The organism is Qipengyuania sp. SM2512, assembly GCF_054954005.1.
This window is the reverse complement of the sequence record NZ_CM143134.1, coordinates 2,618,591-2,641,188: the sequence shown is the minus strand read 5'-3', so window position 1 is coordinate 2,641,188 and position 22,598 is coordinate 2,618,591. Positions and strand designations below refer to the sequence as shown.

Genomic DNA, 22,598 nt, shown 5'->3' with positions numbered 1-22,598 from the left:
GGGCTAGTTGGCGATTTCGCGCCGGTTGGCAAGGCTCGGCACCTGGCGCCGCACCTGCGCGATGCGCTCGGGGTCGATATCGGCGAAACCCAATCCCGGCTTCTCGCCGCCCATATCGAGCACCACTTCTCCCCAGGGATCGACCACCAGGCTGTGGCCATAGGTGCTGCGGCCGTCTTCGTGAGCCCCGACCTGCGCTGCGGCGACGACATAGGCGCTCGCCTCGATCGCCCGGGCGCGCTGGAGGACGTGCCAATGCGCCTCGCCGGTGGGGACGGTGAAAGCGGCGGGGACCGCGATGACATCGCAGCGCGCACGGCCCAGCGCCTCGAACAGCGCCGGGAAGCGCAGATCGTAGCACACGGTTAGTCCCAATCGGCCGACGGGAGTGTTTACCGTCACCACCTCGTCGCCCGCGCGATAGGTGCGCGATTCGCGCCAGCTCTCGCCGCCGTCGAGATCGACATCGAACATGTGCATCTTGTCGTAGCGCGCGGCGATCTCGCCCTGCGGATCGATCACCAGCGAGCGGTTGGCCCAGCTGCCGTCGCCATTGTCGAGCGCCAGCGAGCCGAGCGCGACCCACAGTCCTTCGCGCGCTGCCGCCTCGCGCACGCGCTCGAGGACGCGGTCTTCGGCCTCGGAAGAGATCGATCGGGCGGCGCGGGTCCGGTCGCGGTCGAGCATCCCGCTCATCTCGGGGGTGAACAGCATTCGCGCGCCGCCCGCCTTCGCTTCGGCGACAGCGTGCTCGATGGTCGCGGCATTGGCGCGGGGATCGACCCCGGCTGTCATCTGCAGGACGGCGATCCGGGTCACGGGCACGCGGTCAACCAGCGAGCAGCGCGTCGAGCTTGCCCTGGCGCTCGAGCGCGGAGAGGTCGTCCGACCCGCCGACATGCGTATCGCCTACGAAGATCTGCGGGACGGTGCGGGCGCCGGGCGCGCGGGACTGCATCTCGTCGCGCTTGGGGCCGCCCATGGTGATGTCGTGTTCGATGTAGTCGACGCCCTTCTCGTCCAGCAGGCGCTTGGCGCGCGCGCAGAATCCGCAGGTGAATTTGGTGTAGATGGTGACGGCGGGACTGGACATGGCGAACCCTTCAAAAAATGAAATTCGAACGATCATACCCGTCTTGACACGGGTCTGCACGAAACTATCTCGATTGTGTTCACCACGGCCCGGACGGGCGCGGTGAACGATCGAGGGGGCGCTGCCGAGCGCAGGCTCCTTCAGTGTATCAAATTGCTCACAGGAGGATTTGTTTCTATGAACCGTATCGATCTGACCCCCTATCGCCGCTCGACCGTCGGCTTCGACCGGCTTTTCGACCTGCTCGAAAGCCAGGCCCGCAACAGTTCGAGCGAGAACTACCCACCCTTCAACATCGAGCGCCGCGACGAGGACTCCTACCGCATTACCCTGGCGGTGGCGGGCTTCCGCAACGGCGATCTCGACATCGTTGCGCAGCAGAACCTGCTTACCGTGCAGGGCCGCAAGCGCGACGACCAGCCCGAAGGCGAGATGCTGCATGTCGGCATCGCCAACCGCGGGTTCGAGCGCCGCTTCGAACTGGCCGATTTCGTCCGGGTCGCCAATGCCGATCTCGCCGACGGAATGCTGACCATCGATCTGGTGCGCGAAGTGCCCGAGGCGATGAAGCCCAAGAAGATCGCCATCGGCGGCAAGGCCGCGCTCGAAGTGGTGAAGGATGACGAGGAGGACAGCGCCGCAGCGGCGTGATTCCCCTCCCCTACCCAGTAGTAACGACCTGAAATGAATAGGGGGCGGAGCTTGCGCTCCGCCCCCGCGACGCATGACGCCGCCAAGCCCCGATGTCGATCGTCCGGGTCGCAGAAGACAACCAACGTCGAAGCAAGCCCTGTCCACGCAACAATCTGTCGCGTGGCGCGCTATTCGGCCGCGATGCCCAAAGGCACGGCGGACGAGCCTATTGCATCAACTATGACGAAAGATAAAGGGGAGATGAACGGTTTGCCGTAGTCGCGGCGCCCCGCTGCGACAGTCGCCATCCGGCATCGCGCCCCTTTTCAGAATGTTAGATGCGAATTGGCCCGATCGCCAACAGCAAGAAAATTCAGACCAGCCGGGCCTGTTCGAGCGCCGCGCCCACGAATCCGGCGAACAGCGGATGCGGATCGAAGGGTTTGGACTTCAATTCGGGATGGAACTGCACGCCGACGAACCACGGATGGTCGGGCCGCTCGACGATTTCGGGCAGCAAGCCGTCGGGCGACATGCCCGAGAACACCAGCCCCTGCTTCTCCAGCGGTTCGATATAGGCGCTGTTGACCTCGTAGCGGTGGCGATGGCGTTCCGATATGGTGGTCGCGCCGTCATAGAGCCGCGAGACATGGCTGTTGGCCGTGAGCGCCGCGTCATAGGCGCCCAGCCGCATGGTCCCGCCCAGATCGCCGTCCTCGGCGCGCTGCTGCAGCCCCGCTTCGCTCATCCATTCGGTGATGATACCCACAACCGGTTCGCTGGTGGTGCCGAATTCGGTCGAGGAGGCGGCAAGCAGGCCGGCCTCACGCGCGCCCTCGATGCAGGCCATCTGCATTCCCAGGCAGATCCCGAAGAAGGGCACCTTGCGCTGGCGCGCGAACCGCACCGCGGCGATCTTGCCTTCCGAGCCGCGCTCGCCGAACCCGCCGGGGACCAGGATCGCGTGCAGCGGCTCAAGCTGCGCGGCGATATCGCTGTCGTCCTGCTCGAACACCTCGGCATCGATCCAGCGGATGTTGACCTTGACGCGGTGCGCCATCCCGCCGTGGACCAGCGCCTCGTTGAGCGATTTGTAGGCGTCGGGCAGCCCGACATATTTGCCGACCACGCCGATCGTGACTTCGCCTTCCGGATTGGAATGGCGATCCACCACATCATACCAGCGCGACAGGTCGGGCTCGGGCGCATCGGTAATGCCGAAGCCGCGCAGGACCTCGCGGTCGAGCCCCTCGCCGTGATATTGCAGCGGCACCGAATAGATCGAGGGCGCATCGAGCGCCGGAATGACCGCCTCGGCGCGAACATTGCAGAACTGCGCGATCTTGCGTCGGTCGCTCTCGGGGATCGGTCGCTCGGCGCGGCACAGCAGCATGTCGGGCTTGATCCCGAGGCTCGCCAGCTCGCGCACCGAATGCTGCGTCGGCTTGGTCTTCAGCTCGCCCGCCGCCGCGATATAGGGCACCAGCGTGACGTGGATCGACAGCGTCTGCAGCGGCTCGAGCTCGTTCCGCATCTGGCGGATCGCTTCCATGAACGGCAGGCTCTCGATATCGCCGACCGTCCCGCCGATCTCGCACAGGATGAAATCGTGATCGTCCTGGTCGGCGAGCGCGAATTCCTTGATCGCGTCGGTGACATGCGGGATCACCTGTACGGTGGCGCCGAGGTAGTCGCCGCGGCGTTCGCGGGTGATGATCTGCTGATAGATCCGCCCCGAGGTCACATTGTCCGACTGGCGCGCCGAAACGCCGGTGAAGCGCTCGTAATGGCCGAGATCGAGATCGGTCTCGGCGCCGTCGTCGGTCACATAGACCTCGCCGTGCTGATAGGGGCTCATCGTCCCCGGATCGACGTTGAGATAAGGGTCGAATTTGCGAATGCGAACCTTGTAGCCGCGCGCCTGCAGCAATGCTGCAAGCGATGCCGCCATGAGACCTTTGCCGAGCGAGGAGACCACGCCGCCGGTGATGAAAATGTACCGCGCCATGGGAGGTGGCTGTTAGTCGTCCATCGGGGGGTGGCGCAAGCGCATTCGGCAGATGGAACCCGCCGCAGCGCGTTCAATCCACAGATCTGTGCGCGCCGGACGCCCTATTGCGCGAGCGGGTCGCTTGCCGGCGCGGTTGCGGGCTGGGCCGGCGCCGGTGCGGGAGCGCCCCCGAGCGGACCACCACCCAGCGGATCGCTGCGCTCGATGGGCGCGACATCGCGGTCGAGCGTGGTTTCCAGCGTGTCCGCGCCGCCGCTGCTGGCGGCAACCGCGGCGAGCGCGATCGACAACGCCACGAACAGCACCGCGAGCCAGCGGGTCGAACGGGTGAGGAAATCCGCCGCGCCGCGCGCGCTGAGCATTCCCGTGGGGCTGCCGCCGATGCCGAGGCCGCCGCCTTCCGAACGCTGCATCAGGATGACGCCGACCAGGGCTGCGGCGACGATCGCTTGAATGATGGTAAGGAAGAGAAACATGGGAATTCCGTATCAGGATGTGATGTGCGCATCTAGGCGCCGCCGCGCGCCGCGACAAGGCCGCGACAGGAGAGCACTCGTATTTACGCCTCTTCGGTTTCCGAGGCGGCCACCGCAATGCCGAGGAAGCTTTCGGCGGACAGGCTTGCCCCGCCCACCAGCGCGCCGTCGACGTCGGGAAGCGCGAGGATCTCGCGCGCGTTCTCGGGCTTGACCGAACCGCCATAGAGGATGCGCACCGCCGGGCCCGCTTCCTCGCCATAGGTTTCGACCAGCAGCGCCCTGATCGCGGCATGCATTGCGCCGATGTCCTCGAGGCTTGCGGTCTTGCCGGTGCCGATCGCCCAGATCGGCTCATAGGCGACCGTGACCTTCTCGGCGGCGTTGTCGGTTTCGGGCAGGCTGGTCCGAAGCTGGTCGAGGACGAAGCTTTCGGCCTCGCCGGCGTCGCGGGTCGTCTCGCTCTCGCCGCAGCACAGGATGATTCGCAGGCCCGCATCGAGCGCCGAGCGGACCTTCATCGCGACCATCGCATCGGTCTCGCCATGCGCGGTGCGGCGTTCGCTGTGGCCGAGGATGACGAATTTCGCGCCCGAATCGGCGACCATCGTCGCCGAGATATCGCCGGTGTGCGCGCCATCGGGATCGCAGCTGCAATCCTGCGCGCCCACGCCGATCTGCTCGGCCTCGCGGTGGACGGCGTGGATCAGCGTGAAAGGCGGCGCGATCGCCACCTCCACTTTCATGTTGCGCTGCGCGGCACGATCGATCGCCCGTGCTTCGGGAAGCATGGCGCGGGTGCCGTTCATCTTCCAGTTTCCAACGATGTAGGGCCGTTCGGCCATGCGTTCATCCTGCTATCGTGTGTGAGTGGCCCGCCGATATGGGGGCGGCGGGCCGGCTCCGCTAGCCGAGCGAGCGTTCCGCGTCAAAACCTTCGCCACCTGTTGCGGCAAGGTCGCAGCGCGGATAAAGCGAGCCTCGACGGTCCCGCCCGGGGCCCGCGGTTTCGCCCGCATCATCGCATTTTTCGGATAGCTTCCTGTCATGCTTCAGTTTTTCCGCAGTTTCTTCAAGTCGAAGATCGGCCTGGCGATCACTTTCGTCTTTCTGGGCCTGATCGCCTTCGCTTTTGCCAGCAGCGATGTCGCCAATACGGGGATGTTCGGCGGCGTTGCCGGCGGGGAGCGCGTGGCCGTGGTGGGCGACGAGCGCATCGACAGCGCCGAACTGGCGCAATCGGCGAGCACCGCGCTGGACCGGCTGCGGCAGGAGGACCCGGCGCTGTCGATGCCCGCCTTCATCGCGCAGGGCGGGCTTGAGGAAGTGCTCGACCAGCTGATCGCGCGCTATTCGATTTCGACCTATGCGCAGCAATTCGGCCTTCGCGCCGGCGACAATCTCATCAACAGCGAAATCCGCCAGATCGGTGCCTTCCGCGGACCCGACGGCAATTTCAGCGCCGATGCCTACAATCAGGCGCTCGCGGCGCAGGGGCTCTCCGACGCCGTCGTTCGTCAGGACATCGGTTCGGGCCTGCTGGCGCAGCAGATGCTGATCCCTGCCAGCTTCGGCGCTACCATCCCGCGCTCGCTTGCGAGCCGCTATGCGCGCCTGTTCAAGGAGCGCCGCGAAGGCGCGATCGGCTTTCTGCCCTCGGGCGCCTTCTTCCCCGAGGGCGACCCCAGCGCCGCGCAATTGCAGGCCTATTATCAGGAGAACCGCGGCGACTTCATCCGTCCCGAGCGGCGGGTGATCCGTTATGCGCTGTTCGGCGAGGACGCGATCGCCGATGCGATCGCTCCGACCGATGCCGAAATCGCAGCGCGCTACCAGGAGAACCGCGCCCAATATGCAGCCAGCGAAACGCGCAGCTTCACCCAGCTGATCGTGCCCACGCAAGCGGCGGCGCAATCCATCCGCCAGCGCGTTTCCGGCGGCGCGTCTTTCGAGGCGGTAGCGCAGGAAGCCGGCTTCCGCGCTTCCGAGCTGGAGGAACAATCCCGCTCGGACATCGCCGACGATGCCTCGCCTGCGGTCGCTCAGGCCTATTTCGGGGCGGCGCGCGGTGCGATCACCGAGCCCACCCGCAGCGCGCTGGGCTGGCATGTCGCGCGGGTCGATGCGGTCGATACGGTGCAGGGCCGCAGCCTCGCACAGGTACGCGACGAGCTGGCCGCCGCGATCCGCGAAGAGAAGCGCGTGCGCGCGCTGGTCGATCTCGCGGCGCAGATCGAGGAGCGGATCGACGATGGCGAAACGCTGACGGCGATCGCGCAGGATCTCGATCTCGAAGTTCGTAGCACCCGTCCGGTGACCGCCGATGGCGGCATCTACGGAACGCAGGGCGAAACCATCGCCGAGGAGATCGCCCCGGTGCTCGCAACCGCATTCCAGATGGAAGAAAGCGAGCCGCAGGTCGGCGAAGTCGCGCGCGGCGAGACCTTCGCACTCTTCGAAACCGCCGAGGTCACCGCTTCCGCCGCTGCGCCGCTGGCGGAAATTCGCGAGGACGTGATCACCAGCTGGAAGCTGGCGCAAGGATCGCAGGCTGCGCGTGCTGCGGCCGATCGCATTCTGGCGCGTCTGCGCGGCGGCGCCACCATGGCCGCGGCTCTGGCTGCGGAGGATGTCGCCCTGCCCGCCGCCGAGCAGATCGCCCTGACCCGCGAAGACCTCGCGCGGCGCGGCGACCAGCGGATTCCGCCGCCGCTCGCGCTGCTGTTCAGCATGGCGCAGGGCACCAGCAAGCGGCTCGAGGCGACCAATGACCTGGGCTGGTTCGTGGTCGATCTCGACGCGATCGAACTGGGCGAGATGGCCAGCGACGATCCGCTGATCGCGCAGGCGCAGTCTCAGCTCGGCGACACCGTGGGCCAGGAATACGCCGATCAGCTGGTGATCGCGATGCGCGAAACGATGGGAGTCGAGCGCAACCAGGCCGCCATCGACGCGGTCAGCCGCCAACTGACCGGCGAGCGCTAGGAGGCGACGCTGACCCATATCCAGGGCGCACGGCACGCCGCCGCCGAGCTGAGCGCCGGACGCCCGGCGCTGGTCTGGAGGCGGGTGCTCGCCGATACCCAGACCCCGGTCGGGGCCGCGCTCAAGCTGTTCGAGCCCGAGCGCGGCGATTTCCTGCTCGAATCGGTCGAGGGCGGCGAGATCCGCGGGCGCTACAGCCTGCTCGGCCTCGCACCCGACCTGGTGTTCCGGGCCGAGGGCGACAAGGCTGCGATCAATCGCGACTGGGCGCAGAATCGCCAGGCTTTCGCCGCCTGCGATGCCGACACGCTTCCGGCCTTGCGCGAGCTGGTCGCGGAATGCCGGATCGCGGTGCCCGCGGAGCTGCCGCCGGTATTGTCCTGCCTGGTCGGCTATTTCGGCTACGAGACCATCGCACTGGTGGAAGACCTGCCGCGCGCGCCGAGCGGCGAGCTCGACCTGCCCGACATGATGTTCGTGCGGCCAACGCTGATTCTCGTGTTCGACACTCTGACCGACATGCTGTTCTGCGTCGCGCCCTTATGGTCGAATGTCGAATCGACTGTTTGCGAGCAGATAGCGTCGGTCGAAAACCGCATCGACGAGGCGCTCGAGCGGCTGATGCAGCCGGTTCCGCCGTCGCCGGCCGGTGCGGAAGTGCCCGCTCAGGCCGTGCTGACTCCCCAGCTCGAGGCGTCGCAATACAAGTCCATGGTGCTGAAAGCGCAGGACTATATCGTCGCGGGCGATATCTTTCAGGTCGTCCTCGCCCAGCGCTTCACCTGCCCCTTCCCGCTCCCCCCCATCGAGCTCTACCGCGCGCTGCGGAGGGTGAACCCCTCCCCCTTCCTCTATTTCCTTGATCTTCCCGGATTTTCTGTTGTCGGCTCAAGCCCCGAAATTCTCGTCCGGGTCCGCAATGGCGAGGTCACCGTGCGCCCGATCGCCGGGACCCGCCGGCGCGGTGCCACGCCCCAGGCCGATCGCGAAGCCGAGCAATCGCTGCTGTCCGACCCCAAGGAACGCGCGGAACACTTGATGCTGCTCGATCTTGGGCGCAACGACGTCGGCCGGGTCTCGGCGGCGGGCAGCGTCGCCGTGACCGACAGTTTCACCATCGAGCGCTACAGCCATGTCATGCATATCGTGAGCAATGTCGTCGGCCAGCTCGATCCGGCAAAGGACGCGCTCGACGCGCTGTTCGCCGGCTTTCCCGCCGGCACGGTCAGCGGCGCGCCCAAGCTGCGCGCCTGCGAGATCATCGCCGAGCTCGAGCCCGAAGCGCGCGGACCCTATGCCGGCGGAGTCGGCTATTTCGCCCCCGATGGATCGCTGGACAGCTGCATCGTGCTTCGCACCGCGGTGCTCAAGGACGGCACAATGCATGTCCAGGCCGGCGCCGGAATCACCGCCGACAGCGATCCGGACTATGAATTGAACGAATGTCTCGCCAAGGCGGGCGCGCTGTGCGCCGCAGCCGAGGAAGCGTTCCGCATCGCCAGAGAGAATGGAGACAGCCAGTGAAGCAAAGCCTCTTCATCCTGGCGCTTGCCGCTTGCAGTCTCGCGGGGTGCGAGCAGCAACCCGAAGGCGAGCCGATCGCCCGCGCCGAAATCGGCCGCGGCGGTTCGACCGGCACCGCAGCAGACGGCCCCGCCGAGGATGCCCAGCCGACCATTGCCAGCCAGGTCGAATCGGCGTGTCGTTCGGTTATCTTCGAGGACACGTCGCTTACCCATTGCCTTGCGGTCCCCTCGCGCCATCGCATCGCTACCGACCTCGCCGGAGCGGATGGCGAGAACTACCGCAGCCTCTCCGCCTTTGCCGGCGCCCGCGATGCCGAGACTGTCGCCTTCGCGATGAACGCAGGCATGTTCGACGACGAAGGCGATCCGATCGGTTACTACGTTGAGGATTCCGAGCGGTTGAAGACGCTCAACACCCAGGATGGCGAGGGCAATTTCCACCTCGACCCCAATGGCGTGTTCTTCGGCAGCGGCGAGACATGGGAAATCCGCACCACCGAGGATTTCCTCGCCAATGTCAGCGACCGACCCGAATTCGGAACCCAATCGGGCCCGATGCTGTTGATCGACGGCAAGCTGCATCCAGAGATTTCTACCGATGGCGAATCCCGCCTGGTTCGGAACGGCGTCGGCATCGACGGCCAAGGTCGCGCGCATTTCGTCATCTCCAACGCGCCGATCTCCTTCGGCAAGCTGGCACGCTTCTATCGCGACGAATTGTCGGTCTCAGATGCGCTCTATCTGGACGGCAACGTTTCGGCGTTGTGGAACCCGGCCACCGGGCGGCTCGATACCGGGGCGGCGATCGGCCCCTTGATCGTGGTCGAGAAAAAAGCCAGCGCCGAGGAATGATCTTCGTCCTCGACAATTACGACAGCTTCACCTTCAACCTGGTCCATTATCTGATGGAGCTCGGTGCAGAAGTGCGGGTCGAGCGCAACGACGCGCTGAGCGCGCGCGAGGTGCTCGCGAGCGGTGCGCAAGGCGTACTGATTTCGCCGGGCCCCTGCACTCCCAACGACGCGGGCATCAGCCTGGACCTGGTGGATGCCTGCGCCGACGCCGCACTGCCGCTGCTGGGAGTCTGCCTGGGTCATCAGGCGATCGGCCAGCATTTCGGCGGCCGCGTGGTTCAGGGCGGGCTGATGCACGGCAAGACCAGCGCCGTGACGCATGACGGCAGCGGCGTGTTCGCCGACCTGCCCTCGCCTTTCATCGCCACGCGCTATCACTCGCTGGTGGTCGAGGGTATCCCCGAGAGTCTGGTAGTCAATGCCACCAGCGAGACCCCCGGGCTCGACGGCACCAGCGCGATGGGCTTTCGCCACCGCGAGCTGCCGATCCACGGCGTCCAGTTCCACCCCGAAAGCATCGCCACCGAGCATGGCCACGCACTGCTCGCCAATTTCCTGCGTCTCTGCGGCATGGACGCGAAGGTGCCGGCATGAAGCGGCTTCCCTCCGCCGAGGCACGGTTGAACGAGACCGAAGCGGAAGAAATATTCGGCTGGATCCTCGATGGAGAGGTCGCAGACGACGACATCGCTCGTTTCCTGGTCGCAATGACCGATCGCAGCGAAACGAGCGACGAAATCGCCGGCGCTGCCCGGGCCCTGCGCGCGCGACTTGTTCCAATCTCGGCGCCGGACAATGCCGTCGATTGCTGCGGTACCGGCGGCGACGGCCACCACACGCTCAACGTCTCGACCGCGGTCAGCCTGGTGGTCGCAGCGACCGGGGTGCCGGTTGCCAAGCACGGCAACCGCGCCGCCAGCAGCAAGTCGGGCGCCGCGGACACTCTGGAAGCGCTCGGGCTCGATATGGAAGCTGCTGGCCGGACCGCGGAGAAAACCCTGGCCGAGCTCGGCATCTGTTTCCTTTTCGCAAAGAACCATCACCCGGCAATGGCGCGCATCCAGCCGATCCGCCAGCGGCTGGGCAAGCGGACGATCTTCAACCTGATGGGACCGCTGTCCAACCCAGCCGGGGTCCAGCGCCAGCTGATCGGGATCGCCCGCCCCGCCTATGTGCCGATCTACGCGGCCGCCAAGGCGCGATTGGGCACCGAGCGCACCTTCATCGCCTCGGGCGACGAAGGCATCGACGAACTGAGCCTGGCGGGCGGCAACGAGCTTGCCGACGTGCGCGGGGACGCTTTCGAAATGCGACGGGTCGATGCAGGCATTGCGAATCTGCCCCATGCGCCGGTCGAGGCGATCCGGGGCGGCGATGCTGTTCACAACGCTAAGGCGCTAAAAGCGCTGCTGGCGGGAACCCCTGGACCCTATCGCGATGCGGTGTTGCTCAATGCCAGCGCCACGCTGATCGTCGCAGGCAAGACCGCCGACTGGGCCGAAGGCGCCGAGATCGCCAGTGAGGCGCTCGACAGCGGAGCCGCCCAGGGATTGCTCGACCGCTGGATCGCCTTGGCGGCCGCAGCATGAACAAGCTACAGGAAATCTGTGCGGTCAAGCGCGAGGAGGTGGACCGGCGTCGCCAGCAGCGTTCGCTTGGCGATCTCGAGCGGCTCGCGAGTGAGCAGAGCGCGCCGCGCGGTTTCTCCAAGGCGCTGACCGGAGCATCGCAGACCGGGTTCGGGCTGATCGCCGAAATCAAGCGCGCCAGCCCCTCCAAGGGGCTGATCCGGGAGGATTTCGACCCGGCCGGGCATGCCGCCGCCTATCAGGCGGGGGGTGCCGCCTGCCTCTCGGTGCTGACCGATGTCCCCTATTTTCAGGGGCATGACGATTTTCTGGTGGCGGCGCGGGGCGCCTGCGCGCTGCCCTGCCTGCGCAAGGACTTCATGGTCGATGCCTGGCAGGTCGCAGAGAGCCGCGCGTTCGGGGCCGATGCGGTGCTGATCATCGTCGCCGCGCTCGAGGATGCCGAGATGGCCGATATCGAGAGCGCCGCGCTCGACCAGGGCATGGATGTGCTGATCGAGGTGCACGACGAGGCCGAACTCGCCCGCGCGCTCAAGCTGAAGTCGCGGCTGCTCGGGGTCAACAACCGCGACCTGCGCAGCTTTGCGGTCGATCTGGCGACGACCGAACGGCTCGCGGCGATGGTTCCGAACGACTATCTGCTGGTCTGCGAAAGCGGCATTGTCACGCATGACGACTGCCAGCGGATGGCGCGGCACGGGGTGCGTAGCTTTCTGGTCGGCGAGGCGCTGATGCGCCAGGACGATATCGAGACCGCCACCCGCCGGCTGCTCACCGGATCGCCCACGCGGTGACCAGCCTCAGTCATCTCGACGCGCAGGGCGCGGCGCATATGGTCGATGTCTCGGGCAAGGCCGACAGCGTGCGCGAGGCGGTGGCCGAGGGCTTTATTGCGATGACGCCCGAGGTGATCGCCGCGATCCGCGCCGGCGACATTAAGAAGGGCGATGTGCTGGGCACCGCGCGCATCGCGGGCATCATGGCGGCCAAGCGCACCAGCGATCTGATCCCCCTGTGCCACCCGCTGCCGATCGCCAGCGTCAGCGTCGAGTTCGACTATCTCGGCAGCGGCATTCGCGTCGAAACCCGCGTTCGTACGAGCGGCAAGACCGGAGTGGAGATGGAGGCGCTGACCGCGGCGAGCGTGGCGCTGCTCACGGTCTACGACATGGCCAAGGCGCTCGACAAGGGCATGACCATCGGCCCGGTCCGGCTGCTCGCCAAGAGCGGCGGCAACTCGGGCGACTGGGTCGCGGAGCGAGAGACGGATCGGGCGTGACCGGTTTGGGCCTGCTCCCGCTCGCCGAAGCGCAGCAGCGGTTGCTCGCGCTCGCCCGTCCCGGCGCGGTCATCGATCAGCCGCTCGCCGCCTGCCTCGGCCATTACCTCGCTCGACCTCTCGTCGCCGCGCGCCGCCAGCCGGCCGCCGACCTGTCGGCGATGGACGGTTATGCGATCCGCTGGTCGGATCGGCCCGGGCCCTGGACCGTGGTCGGCGAGAGCGCGGCGGGACGACCATTCGGCACCGCGCTGCGCCAAGGCGAAGCGGCACGCATTTCGACCGGAGCGATCATGCCCCAGGGCGCCGACACGATCCTCGTCCAGGAAGATGCCGAACGCGCCGGCGACACGCTGCGCCTCGCCGGCGACGGCCCGTCCCGGCAAGGCGCGCATATTCGCCGCGCGGGGCATGATTTCGAGCCCGAGACCCTGCTCGCGCCGGCCGGTGCCCCGATCGACGCGCGGCTGATCGCGCTTGCCGCGATGGCGGGGCACGGCAGGCTCCCCGTCCACCGACGGCTGCGGGTGGCGATCCTCAGCACCGGCGACGAACTGGTGCCGCCGGGTGCACCCTTGCCCAGCCCGGCGCATATCCCGGCGAGCAATGGCGCGATGCTCGCGGCGCTGCTCGCGCACTGGCCGATCGATGCGACGCTGCCGCCGATCGTCCCCGACCGGCTCGAAGCGGTGGCCGAGGCTCTGGCCGCGCAGAGCGATGCCGATCTCATCGTCACCACTGGCGGCGCATCGGTGGGCGATCACGACCTGATCCAGCCGGCTCTGGCGCAGCTCGGCGGAAGCGTGGATTTCTGGCGGATCGCGATGCGTCCCGGAAAGCCGGTCATGGTGGCGCGTCTTGGCAAGGCCATCCTCGTCGGCCTGCCCGGCAATCCGGTTTCGGCCTTCGTCACCGCACAGATGCTGGTGCTGCCGTTGCTGCGCGCCATGCTCGGCGCGAACGAAGCGCTGCCTCGAACGAGCGAGCTGCCCGCCTGCGCGCCCTTCCCCGCCATTGGTGGCCGGCAGGATTTCGTCCGTTCGCGCATCATCGACGGCGCGATCCACCCGCTGGGCAATCAGGACAGCGGAGCGCTGCACGCGCTGTGGCAGGCCGACGCGCTCGCGATCCGTCCGGCGCATGCGCCCGAAGCGGCAATCGGCTCGCCGATTTCATGCATGATGCTTTCGCGACAGGCTTGACGACGCCGGGTTTGTTTCGTACTTGTTCCGTGTTCGTTCGCCCGTTCCGCCGGGCCTCTGGCACAAGGACTCTGCGATGCTGACCCGCAAACAACACGAGCTGATCCGCTTCATCCAGCTGCGGCTGGAGGAAAACGGCATCTCGCCTTCCTTCGAGGAAATGAAGGAGGCGCTCGATCTCAAGTCGAAGTCCGGCGTCCATCGGCTGATCAGCGCGCTCGAGGAGCGCGGCTTCATCCGCCGCCTGCCCAACCGCGCGCGGGCGCTGGAGGTCATCCGCACGCCCGAGGATGCCGTCCCGGCCGCGCGCAGCCAGAAGCCGGCGAACGACACGGTCATGCCGCCGCTGGGCGCCAAGACGGTGACTCGCGAACCTGCCAACGACGTGATCGAGCTCCCGCTCCACGGCCGGATCGCCGCAGGCGCGCCGATCGAGGCGATTGAAGGGCAGTCGAGCCTACCGGTTCCCGCTGCGCTGCTCGGTCCCGGCGATCACTATGCGCTCGAGGTCTCGGGCGATTCCATGATCGAGGCTGGGATCTTCGACGGCGACTTCGCGCTCATCCGCCGCACCGATACCGCGCGCGATGGGGAGATCGTGGTCGCTTTGGTCGACAACGAGGAAGCGACGCTCAAATATCTGCGCCGCGCGGATGGACGGATCACGCTCGACCCGGCCAATTCCGCCTACGAGCCGCAGGTCTACCGCGCCGATCAGGTGCAGGTCCAGGGCAAGCTTGCAGGGCTATTGCGCCGCTACCACTGACCGGCCCACTCGGGCCGGTGTTGCAACTTGGCGGGGCTCGCCGGGATAAAGCGGTAGAGCACACCGTCGTGGCCGTCCCGGTCTGATAGCCGATCCCAGCCGAACAGCTGCGGATCGTGCCCGCGAGACTGAGAAACTCTCGCTTGTGCTCCAGCCTCCGGGCATGGAGCACGATATTGATCGTGCCGCCGGGTAAGGCCTCACCGTCTCGCGTTCCAAACGGATCACGGATTTTTGGGATATCAGCGCCGACCCTTACAATGAGGTAAAGGCCAGCACCGCCCTCCAGCTCAGCGGAGACGAGGTGATGGTGGACACGGGGGTGCTCGAACTCACCGGCCACGATGAAAGCAGGATCTTCTACGCGCTCAAGGAAGCCCGATCCGGCTAGCGAGCGAGCGAACGGTTCGGCGAGCGTCACGTTGTGGTATATTATATCATTGACGCGGTCCCCTTCCATCTGCACAGGCGGCGGATCGCCATGAGATGATGTCTCTTTGGCACCGATCCTCACTCGAAAGCCCGCCTGTCCGATGACCACCCGTCTGCTCGTATCCGCCGCGTCCGCTCCTCTTTTGGCCATGCTGGTCTGCGCTCCCGCTTCGGCGCAAACCGCTGGCGGAACCCCCGAACAGCCCACCGGCGCCGACACGATCGTCGTCAGCGGCGTGAGGCAGGCCTACCGCGGCAATTTCTCGCTCACCGAGATTCCCCAGTCGATCGATGTGATCGAGGCCGAGACGCTTGAGGAAAACGGGATCATCCGGCTCAACGATGCGCTCGATCTCAACGCATCGATCGCTCGCCAGAACACGCTGGGCGGCCTCTGGGATTCCTTTGCCATCCGCGGCTTTGCTGGCGACGAGAACCTGCCCACCGGCTATCTGGTCACCGGTTTCAACGGCGGGCGCGGCTTCGGCGGCGAGCGCGATGTCGCGGGGATCGAGCGGATCGAGGTCCTCAAGGGTCCCGCCGCGGCGCTGCTGGGTCGCGGCGAGCCGGGCGGTACGGTCAATCTGGTCACCAAGCAGGCGCAGCTCGGGCAAACCTTCGGTTCCTTCGCTCTTCAATACGGCAGCTTCGAGCGGTTGCGTTCGGAAGGTGATGTTAACGTCTCGATCACCCCGGCGCTGACCATACGCCTGATCGGCTATGCCGAACGGGCGGACAGTTTTCGCGACACGGTCGAAGAGTACCGCTGGGGCTTTCTGCCGTCGATCGGCCTCGCGCTGGGCGCGAACACCCGCCTGACCTACGATCTCGAGAAGACCCGGGTCGAGGTTCCCTTCGATCGCGGGATCGTGGTGCTCGACGGCAATTTCGACACGGTCCCGCGCAGCCGATATTTGGGCGAGCCGGGCGACGGCGACCACATCGCGCGCGCCGAAGGGCATCAGTTGCGGCTTCAGCACGATTTCAGCGACCGCTGGAGCGTGCTGCTGGGCGCGAGCGTGCGCGACACGCTGCTGACCGGTTTTTCCTCCGATCCCGAACTGGCCGATGCGCGCCAGCCGATCTTCACCGACGGACGCTCGCTGTCGCGCCAGCGGCGCTCGCGGCTCTATGATTCCGAGCAGCTGGCGTTTCGCGGCGAGGTCAGCGGCGAGTTCGAGACCGGCAGCCTGCGGCACCGCATCCTGATCGGCGCCGATCACGACCAGTTCGACAATTACCAGGATTTCCGCCGGGTCCGCCCGCCCTCGGTCGGGAGCAATCCGAGCGAGGAAGCGGCCTATCTGATCGACATATTCGACCCGGTCTACGGACGCTTTCCGCTGCCGGCTCCGCTGCCCAACAACGACCGGCTCGACACGCAACTCTCGACCGGGATCTTCATCCAGGACCAGATCGAGATCACCGCTCGCCTCCAGATCCGGATCGGCGCACGCTACGACGATTTCACCCTGCGGACGGAAAACTACCTCACGGGCGTGGACAGCGAACGCAAGGACAGTCGGATCAGCCCGCAGGCGGGGATCGTGTTCGAGCTGAGCCGGCCGGTGACGCTCTACGCCTCCTACAGCGAAGGCTTCCGCGCCAATATCGGCACCGATGTGACCGGCGTGATCTTCGATCCCGAGGTCAGCCGCTCGATCGAGGCGGGCGCGAAACTCACGCTGCTCGATGGAGCGCTGACCGGCACCTTCACCGTCTTCCAGCTCGATAAGGTCAATGTCCTGGCGAGCGACATCAACAATCCCGGCTTTTCGGTGGCGATCGGCAAGGCGCGCAGCCGCGGCGTCGAACTCGACCTTAACGGCCGCTTCCCCGGCGGCATCGAGACGCTGCTGAGCTACGCCTATGTCGATGCGCAGTCGCGCTCGAGCGTGCTCGACCCGAACTTCTCCTTCGTGATCTCTCCGGGCGATCCGCTGATCAACATTCCCGACCACACGCTCAACCTGCAGGCGCTCAAGCGCTTCGACCTCGCGAGCCGCGAAGCCATGGCGGGAGCCGGGGTGCAGCATGTCGGCGAACGGCTGGGGGCCACCGGAACCGAGTTCTTCCTTCCGGCCCACACGCTGTTCCGAGTCTTCGGCGAGGTCGAGATGATCGAAGGCGTGACGCTGTTCGGCAGCGTCGCCAATCTGTTCGACGCCGACTGGTATGCCAACAGCTATTCGCAGCTCTGGGTGCAGCCGGGAGCGCCGCGCACCGCGGCCGTCGGCCTTCGAGCGACCTTCTGATCGCAGCGCTTCGCCATTCCGACCGAGATTTGTTGAGGTAGAACATAGTGACACTGGACCAGAACCATCCCGCAGCCCTGCTCGAGGCGCGGAACCTGCAGCACAGCTTTGGCAACCACCGCGTGCTCGACGATCTCAGCCTGCGGGTCGGGCCCGGCGAGATCTACGCGCTGCTGGGGGGCAATGGCGCGGGCAAGTCGACCACGCTCAACATCTTTCTGGGTTTCATCAAGCCGACTTCCGGCCACGCTGCGGTCGGCGGGGTCGATCCCTCGGCCGAACCAGACAGGGCGCGCGCGCAGCTGGCCTATGTTCCCGAGAACGTGGTGCTTTACGAGCATCTGACGGCGCGCGAGAACATCGATTATTTCCTCCATCTCGCGAGTGCGGAGCGCGACCGGGCCACGGTGATCGATCCGGCGCTGGACGCGGTCGGACTGGCTTCGCAGGCGCGCGACAAGCGGGTCGGCGGGTTTTCCAAGGGCATGCGGCAGAAGGTCGCGATCGCCCTGGCGCTGGCGCGCAACGTGCCCGTACTGCTGCTGGACGAGCCCACCTCGGGGCTCGACCCGCACGCCACCGCGGAATTCAACGAACTGCTCGAAGCCGCTCGCAGCCGGGGCATCGCCACGCTGATGGCCACGCACGACCTGCTGAGCGCAGCCGCAGTGGCGGACCGCATCGGCTTCCTGCGCGAAGGCCATCTCGACGAGGAAATCGCCAAGGCGCACGGCGCGCGGTTCGATGTCGAGGCGCTGTTCCGCCGCTATTCCGAAAAGCGCGAAAGGCTCCCGGCATGAGCGGCGCAACGATCCGGATCGCGCGCGAGGAATGGCGGGCGCTGGCGCGTAGCCGCGTGGCGGTTCTGGCCGGTGCGCTGCTGGTCCTGCTCATCCTCACGGCCACCTTCATCAGCCTGCAGAAGCAGGCCGCGATCGATGAGGCGCGAAGCCGGTACCAGGCCGAGCAGGTCGAGAAATTCTACAACCAGCCCGACCGCCACCCGCATCGCATGGTCCACTACGGCCAATTCGTGTTCCGGCCGCTCGCACCGCTGGCGTTCTTCGACTTCGGGGTCGATCCCTACACCGGTAATATGGTGTTCCTGGAGGGCCACCGGCAGAACAGCGCCAATTTTGCCGAGGCGCGCCAATCCTCGCTGATGCTGCGCTTCGGGCAATTGACGCCCGCCTTCGTGCTGCAGACGCTGGCGCCGCTGCTGATCATCTTCCTCGCGTTCCGCGCGCTCGCGGGCGAGCGCGAGCGCGGCACGCTGCGGCTGATGCTCGCGCAGGGGATCAGCGGGCGACAACTATTGTCGGGCAAGCTGCTGGCGCATGCGGGGGTCGCCGGCGCGATCCTGCTGCCCGCGCTGGTGGCGTTGGCGCTCATGGCCTCGGGCGCGGGGGCCTCGCCGGTGCAGGCGGCGCTGATGATGCTCGCCTACACCGCCTATCTGCTGGCCTGGACGCTCGCCGCCCTTCTGGTCTCGGCACTGCTGTCGCGAGGGCGCGACGCGCTGCTTGCGCTGATCGCGCTGTGGATGGTGACGGTCGTGCTCCTTCCCCGCGGCCTGCCCGAGCTCGCCGCCGCCTCCGAGACCGCGCCGACGCGGATCGAGACCGAGGTGGCGATCGGGCGGGACCTGAAATCCATCGGCGACAGCCACGATCCGGACGATCCCTATTTCAGCGACTTCCGCGAAGAGACGCTGGCGCGCTACGGCGTGGACGATGTGCTCGATCTGCCGGTGCAATATGCCGGACTCGTTTCGATCGAGGGCGAGCGGCTGACCTCGCAGCTGTTCGACAATTACGCCTCCGAGGCCTTCGCGCGTCAGGACCAGCAGGGCGAGCTGGTGCGCAATTTCGGCATCGCCAGCCCGCTGATCGCGGTGCGGCAATTGTCGATGACGCTGGCCGGGACCGATCTCGACAGCCACCAGGATTTCCTCAACCAGGTCGAAAGCTACCGCTACGCTTTCGTGCAGGAGCTGAACCGGATGCAGGCCGAGAAGATTCCGGCCGTGGACCCAGGTGAGGATCCGCGCATCGATGCTTCCAACTGGCGGGAAATCCCGGGCTTTTCCTACGTGGCGCCGGACCCCCTCGTCTATGGCAGCGGCAGGATCGCCGCCACTTTCGCCATTCTCGCGCTCTGGCTGGCCGGGCTGGTACTGCTCTACGCCGTTGCCGGGCGTCGCCTTGTAAGGATCGCCCGATGACCCGGTATGGTGCGGAGCTCAAACTCGTCCTGCGTTCGCGGATCGCGGCGGGAGTGCTGGCATTCCTGTTCGTGCTCAGCGCGCTGGCGGTGTGGTCGGGCATCTCGGTCACGCAGCGCCAGGACGCGGCGATCGAGCGGGTGCAGGATGCCAGCGCAGCGGACCTGGCCTCGGTCGCCGCGGTCTACGGCCAACCCGATGGCGATGCCGGCTACGGCGCCTATTACACCTTCCACCTGACCTGGGACCCGCCATCCGCCCTCGCCTTCGCGGCGGTCGGCCAGCGCGATATCCAGCCCTTCACCCTGCGGGTGCGCCTGCTCGGGCTTCAGCAGCAACTCTACGAATCGGAGAACATCAACCCCGAACTGGCGCTGCCGGGGCCGTTCGACTGGTCATTCGTGCTGATCTACCTCGCCCCGCTGGCGGTCATCGTGCTGATGCACGATCTGGTGGCGGGCGAGCGCGAGGCGGGACGGCTCCGATTGCTGCTGTCGCTGCCCGGCAGCCGGGGCCTGTGGTTGCGGCGGCTTGCGGCGCGCTACCTGATGGTGTTCGCGGCGCTGGCCTTGCCGCTCGCCTTCGGCCTCGTGTTGATGCAGCCGCCTTTCCTGGCGGGAGCGGGCATGCTGCTGGTCGCGGCGCTCTATCTCGCCTTCTGGTCGGGGCTGGGCCTGCTCGTGGCCGCCATGGTGCGAACTCGGGTGCCGGCGCGGCGGGCTTGCTGGGCTGCTGGATCGTTCTCACGCTGATCCTGCCCACGCTTGCGACCAGCGCGATCAACGCCGCCATCCCGGTCGCCCGCGGCACCGATCTGACGCTGGCGCAGCGCGAGGTCATTCACGGTGCCTGGGACCGGCCGAAGGAGGAGACCTTCGACGCCTTCTTCGTCAACCATCCTGAATGGCGCGACACCCCGCCGGTGACGGGGCGCTTCCACTGGAAATGGTACCACGCCTTCCACCAGGTGGGCGACGAGGCGGTCGCGCCACAGGTGGCCGAATACCGCGCCAGCCTGGCGGCGCGCGAGCGCTGGTCCGAACGTTCAGGATGGGTGCTGCCGACGGTCGCCACGCAGGTCCTGCTGCATCGGCTGGCGGACACCGATCTTGCCGCGCAGCTCGCCTATCAGGACAGCATCGGCGCGTTTCATCGCCGGATCCGCTATTTCTACTACCCTTATGTGTTCGAGGAACGGCCGTTCACCGCTGCGGATTTTGATCGTTTGCCCGAATTCGCGCCGCGCGGCTTCGGAGGATCGATCGCGCTGGGCTCGCTCATCGCACTCGCGCTCGCGGCGCTGGCGCTGCTGGCTCTGGGGCTGCGACGAGCCCGCCGGGTCGATGTAAACCAGGCATCCCGAGCCGGAGCCGAGTGAGAACGGCTGTTTTCCATTAACGGGTCGCTGGTTCGATCCAAAGCGCACCCGTCACCACCCCTCAATGTGATGCGCCCCTTGCTTAGCCACATTACGATGTGATAGCTCGCTTGCCATGACCACCACCGTAGAACGAGTCCGCGCCTTGATCGCGGGCGGAACCATGACCCGCGCCGGGCTCGCCCGCGCCGCGGGGCTGCACGCCAACACGCTGCGCGACTGTGCGCTGGAGAGCTGGAACCCGACCAGCGACACGCTGCGCAAGCTCGATGGTTTTCTCGATGCCAATGACGAGACCCCGGTGCTGGTCGGGATCGAGGAGATCATCGACGAGGCCCGCAACGGGCGGATGTATATTCTGGTCGACGACGAGGACCGCGAGAACGAGGGCGATCTGATCGTGCCCGCGCAGATGGCGACCCCCGAGGCGATCAACTTCATGGCCACGCACGGCCGCGGGCTGATCTGCCTCTCGCTCGACCGCCGGCGCGTCGACGCGCTCGGGCTTGAGCCGATGACGGCCAACAATCGCGAGAGCATGCAGACCGCCTTCACCATCTCGATCGAGGCGCGCGAGGGCGTGACCACCGGGATTTCCGCCGCAGACCGCGCGCGCACCGTCTCGGTGGCGATCGATTCGACCAAGGGGCCCGAGGATATCGTCACCCCCGGCCACGTCTTCCCGCTGACGGCGCGCGACGGCGGGGTGCTGGTCCGCGCCGGGCACACCGAGGCGGCGGTCGATATCTCGCGGCTTGCCGGGCTCAACCCCTCGGGGGTGATCTGCGAGATCATGAACGAGGACGGGACCATGGCCCGGCTGGACGATCTGGTGGTGTTCGCGCGCAAGCACGGGCTAAAGATCGGCACGATCCGCGATCTGATCGAATACAGGATGCGAAACGACCATCTGGTCGAGCAGGTCAGCGAGAGCGCGCTGACTTCGGATTACGGCGGCGACTGGCGCGCGATGACCTATCGCAGCAAGGTCGGCGGGGCGACGCATGTCGTGCTCCAGAAGGGCCATGTCGATCCCGAGCAGCCGACGCTGGTGCGGATGCATTCGATCTCGATCTTCGACGATATCCTGGGCCAGTCGGGTCCGCGCAAGCGCACGTTGCAGCGCTCGATGGCGGCGATCGGCGAGCATGGCAGCGGGGTGATCGTCTGCATCATGCCCGAGCGCCCCGAGCAATTGCAGGCCGAGATCGCGCGCGCGCCGCATGCCGGCGGCGAATTGCGCGATTACGGCATCGGCGCGCAGATCCTGGTCGATCGCGGGGTCAGCGACATGATCCTGCTCAGCGACCACGAGAAGACCGTGGTCGGGCTCGAGGGCTACGGCCTCAGCGTCACCGGCCAGCAAGCCATCCCCGCCTGACAGGAACCAACATCATGGCCAAATTCCTCATCGTCGAAGCGCGCTTCTACGACGAATACAACGACCTGCTCATTGCCGGCGCCAAGGCGGCGCTCGAAGGCGCCGGACATAGCGTCAAGGTGCTGACCGTCCCCGGCGCGCTCGAAATTCCCGGCGCGATCTCGCTGGCGGCGGAGGACGCGCAGTTCGACGGCTTCGTCGCGCTGGGCGTGGTGATCCGCGGCGAGACCTATCATTTCGAGATCGTCGCGGGCGAAAGCGCGCGCGGGATCATGGCGCTGACCATGGACGGGATCGCGATCGGCAACGGCATCCTCACGGTCGAGAACGACGATCAGGCGCGCGTCCGCGCCGACCCCGCGCAGAAGGACAAGGGCGGCGAGGCGGCCAGGGCGGCGATGGCCCTTCTGGAACTGGCGGAACGCTTCGGCGGCTAGATCGGGATGGTGTAAAACGGAGTCTCTCTCCCCTCCCCGCGGGGAGGGGTCGGGGGTGGGGGTGGGGGAGCGCGCCG

22 protein-coding genes are annotated in these 22,598 nt (G+C 66.7%); 17 read left to right on the top strand and 5 right to left on the bottom strand.

Going from position 1 to position 22,598, the window contains the following annotated elements:
* Window positions 1-3: 3 nt before the first annotated feature.
* Together ACQ5J0_RS13165 and grxC are read right to left on the bottom strand one after the other, a co-directional pair.
* Window positions 4-819, bottom strand: coding sequence for a carbon-nitrogen hydrolase family protein (locus ACQ5J0_RS13165; RefSeq protein ID WP_462567967.1), 816 nt, complete (start codon window positions 817-819; stop codon window positions 4-6).
* A 10-nt stretch (window positions 820-829) separates the two neighbouring features.
* Window positions 830-1,093 (bottom strand): glutaredoxin 3, encoded by a 264-nt coding sequence (gene grxC, locus ACQ5J0_RS13160; RefSeq protein ID WP_462567966.1) that lies wholly within the window; start codon window positions 1,091-1,093, stop codon window positions 830-832.
* A 177-nt stretch (window positions 1,094-1,270) separates the two neighbouring features.
* On the opposite strand from grxC, the gene ACQ5J0_RS13155 reads away from it, so the two are divergent.
* Window positions 1,271-1,744: an Hsp20 family protein gene (locus ACQ5J0_RS13155; RefSeq protein ID WP_462567965.1), complete on the top strand. Its 474-nt coding sequence runs from the start codon at window positions 1,271-1,273 to the stop codon at window positions 1,742-1,744.
* Window positions 1,745-2,099: 355 nt separating this feature from the next.
* Here ACQ5J0_RS13155 and ACQ5J0_RS13150 read toward each other — a convergent pair whose 3' ends face one another.
* The 3 genes from ACQ5J0_RS13150 to tpiA form a co-directional block, all read right to left on the bottom strand.
* On the bottom strand, window positions 2,100-3,734 hold the full coding sequence (locus ACQ5J0_RS13150) for a CTP synthase (RefSeq protein ID WP_462567964.1): 1,635 nt from the start codon (window positions 3,732-3,734) through the stop codon (window positions 2,100-2,102).
* Between the two features lie 104 nt (window positions 3,735-3,838).
* Window positions 3,839-4,213 (bottom strand): preprotein translocase subunit SecG, encoded by a 375-nt coding sequence (gene secG, locus ACQ5J0_RS13145; RefSeq protein WP_462567963.1) that lies wholly within the window; start codon window positions 4,211-4,213, stop codon window positions 3,839-3,841.
* Window positions 4,214-4,296: 83 nt separating this feature from the next.
* Complete coding sequence (gene tpiA / locus ACQ5J0_RS13140; RefSeq protein ID WP_462567962.1) at window positions 4,297-5,058, bottom strand: triose-phosphate isomerase; 762 nt, start codon at window positions 5,056-5,058, stop codon at window positions 4,297-4,299.
* Window positions 5,059-5,260: 202 nt separating this feature from the next.
* On the opposite strand from tpiA, the gene ACQ5J0_RS13135 reads away from it, so the two are divergent.
* The 16 genes from ACQ5J0_RS13135 (at window position 5,261) to ribH (ending at window position 22,521) form a co-directional block, all read left to right on the top strand.
* Complete coding sequence (locus ACQ5J0_RS13135; RefSeq protein ID WP_462567961.1) at window positions 5,261-7,198, top strand: peptidyl-prolyl cis-trans isomerase; 1,938 nt, start codon at window positions 5,261-5,263, stop codon at window positions 7,196-7,198.
* Window positions 7,199-7,216: 18 nt separating this feature from the next.
* Window positions 7,217-8,722: an anthranilate synthase component I gene (gene trpE / locus ACQ5J0_RS13130; protein ID WP_462570123.1), complete on the top strand. Its 1,506-nt coding sequence runs from the start codon at window positions 7,217-7,219 to the stop codon at window positions 8,720-8,722.
* Window positions 8,719-9,576 carry a phosphodiester glycosidase family protein gene (locus ACQ5J0_RS13125; protein ID WP_462567960.1) on the top strand — a complete coding sequence of 286 codons (858 nt, stop codon included), beginning with the start codon at window positions 8,719-8,721 and terminating at the stop codon, window positions 9,574-9,576. The genes trpE and ACQ5J0_RS13125 overlap by 4 nt, the downstream gene beginning before the upstream one ends.
* Complete coding sequence (locus ACQ5J0_RS13120) at window positions 9,573-10,172, top strand: anthranilate synthase component II (protein ID WP_462567959.1); 600 nt, start codon at window positions 9,573-9,575, stop codon at window positions 10,170-10,172. The genes ACQ5J0_RS13125 and ACQ5J0_RS13120 overlap by 4 nt, the downstream gene beginning before the upstream one ends.
* Entirely contained in the window at window positions 10,169-11,167 is a 999-nt protein-coding gene (gene trpD / locus ACQ5J0_RS13115) for an anthranilate phosphoribosyltransferase (protein ID WP_462567958.1), read from the top strand. The genes ACQ5J0_RS13120 and trpD overlap by 4 nt, the downstream gene beginning before the upstream one ends.
* Window positions 11,164-11,961, top strand: coding sequence for an indole-3-glycerol phosphate synthase TrpC (gene trpC / locus ACQ5J0_RS13110; protein WP_462567957.1), 798 nt, complete (start codon window positions 11,164-11,166; stop codon window positions 11,959-11,961). The genes trpD and trpC overlap by 4 nt, the downstream gene beginning before the upstream one ends.
* Window positions 11,958-12,446, top strand: coding sequence for a cyclic pyranopterin monophosphate synthase MoaC (gene moaC / locus ACQ5J0_RS13105; protein ID WP_462567956.1), 489 nt, complete (start codon window positions 11,958-11,960; stop codon window positions 12,444-12,446). Before trpC ends, moaC begins: the two co-directional genes overlap by 4 nt.
* Window positions 12,443-13,648, top strand: coding sequence for a molybdopterin molybdotransferase MoeA (locus ACQ5J0_RS13100; protein ID WP_462567954.1), 1,206 nt, complete (start codon window positions 12,443-12,445; stop codon window positions 13,646-13,648). The genes moaC and ACQ5J0_RS13100 overlap by 4 nt, the downstream gene beginning before the upstream one ends.
* A gap of 76 nt (window positions 13,649-13,724) precedes the next feature.
* A complete protein-coding gene (lexA, locus tag ACQ5J0_RS13095) occupies window positions 13,725-14,414 on the top strand; it encodes a transcriptional repressor LexA (RefSeq protein WP_462567953.1) in 690 nt (229 codons plus the stop codon).
* A gap of 533 nt (window positions 14,415-14,947) precedes the next feature.
* Window positions 14,948-17,101 (top strand): TonB-dependent siderophore receptor, encoded by a 2,154-nt coding sequence (locus tag ACQ5J0_RS13090; RefSeq protein WP_462567951.1) that lies wholly within the window; start codon window positions 14,948-14,950, stop codon window positions 17,099-17,101.
* Window positions 17,102-17,154: 53 nt separating this feature from the next.
* Window positions 17,155-17,901, top strand: coding sequence for an ABC transporter ATP-binding protein (locus ACQ5J0_RS13085; RefSeq protein ID WP_462570122.1), 747 nt, complete (start codon window positions 17,155-17,157; stop codon window positions 17,899-17,901).
* The gene (locus ACQ5J0_RS13080; RefSeq protein WP_462567950.1) at window positions 17,898-19,325 is read left to right on the top strand and encodes an ABC transporter permease; all 1,428 of its coding nucleotides are present in this window, start codon (window positions 17,898-17,900) and stop codon (window positions 19,323-19,325) included. Before ACQ5J0_RS13085 ends, ACQ5J0_RS13080 begins: the two co-directional genes overlap by 4 nt.
* Window positions 19,322-20,077, top strand: a complete 756-nt coding sequence (locus ACQ5J0_RS13075; RefSeq protein ID WP_462567949.1) for an ABC transporter permease — start codon at window positions 19,322-19,324, stop codon at window positions 20,075-20,077. The genes ACQ5J0_RS13080 and ACQ5J0_RS13075 overlap by 4 nt, the downstream gene beginning before the upstream one ends.
* A complete protein-coding gene (locus tag ACQ5J0_RS13070; protein WP_462567947.1) occupies window positions 20,047-20,703 on the top strand; it encodes a DUF3526 domain-containing protein in 657 nt (218 codons plus the stop codon). Before ACQ5J0_RS13075 ends, ACQ5J0_RS13070 begins: the two co-directional genes overlap by 31 nt.
* 115 nt (window positions 20,704-20,818) lie before the next feature.
* Window positions 20,819-22,084 carry a 3,4-dihydroxy-2-butanone-4-phosphate synthase gene (gene ribB / locus ACQ5J0_RS13065; RefSeq protein WP_462567946.1) on the top strand — a complete coding sequence of 422 codons (1,266 nt, stop codon included), beginning with the start codon at window positions 20,819-20,821 and terminating at the stop codon, window positions 22,082-22,084.
* A 14-nt stretch (window positions 22,085-22,098) separates the two neighbouring features.
* Window positions 22,099-22,521, top strand: coding sequence for a 6,7-dimethyl-8-ribityllumazine synthase (gene ribH / locus ACQ5J0_RS13060; RefSeq protein WP_462567945.1), 423 nt, complete (start codon window positions 22,099-22,101; stop codon window positions 22,519-22,521).
* Window positions 22,522-22,598 lie beyond the last annotated feature (77 nt).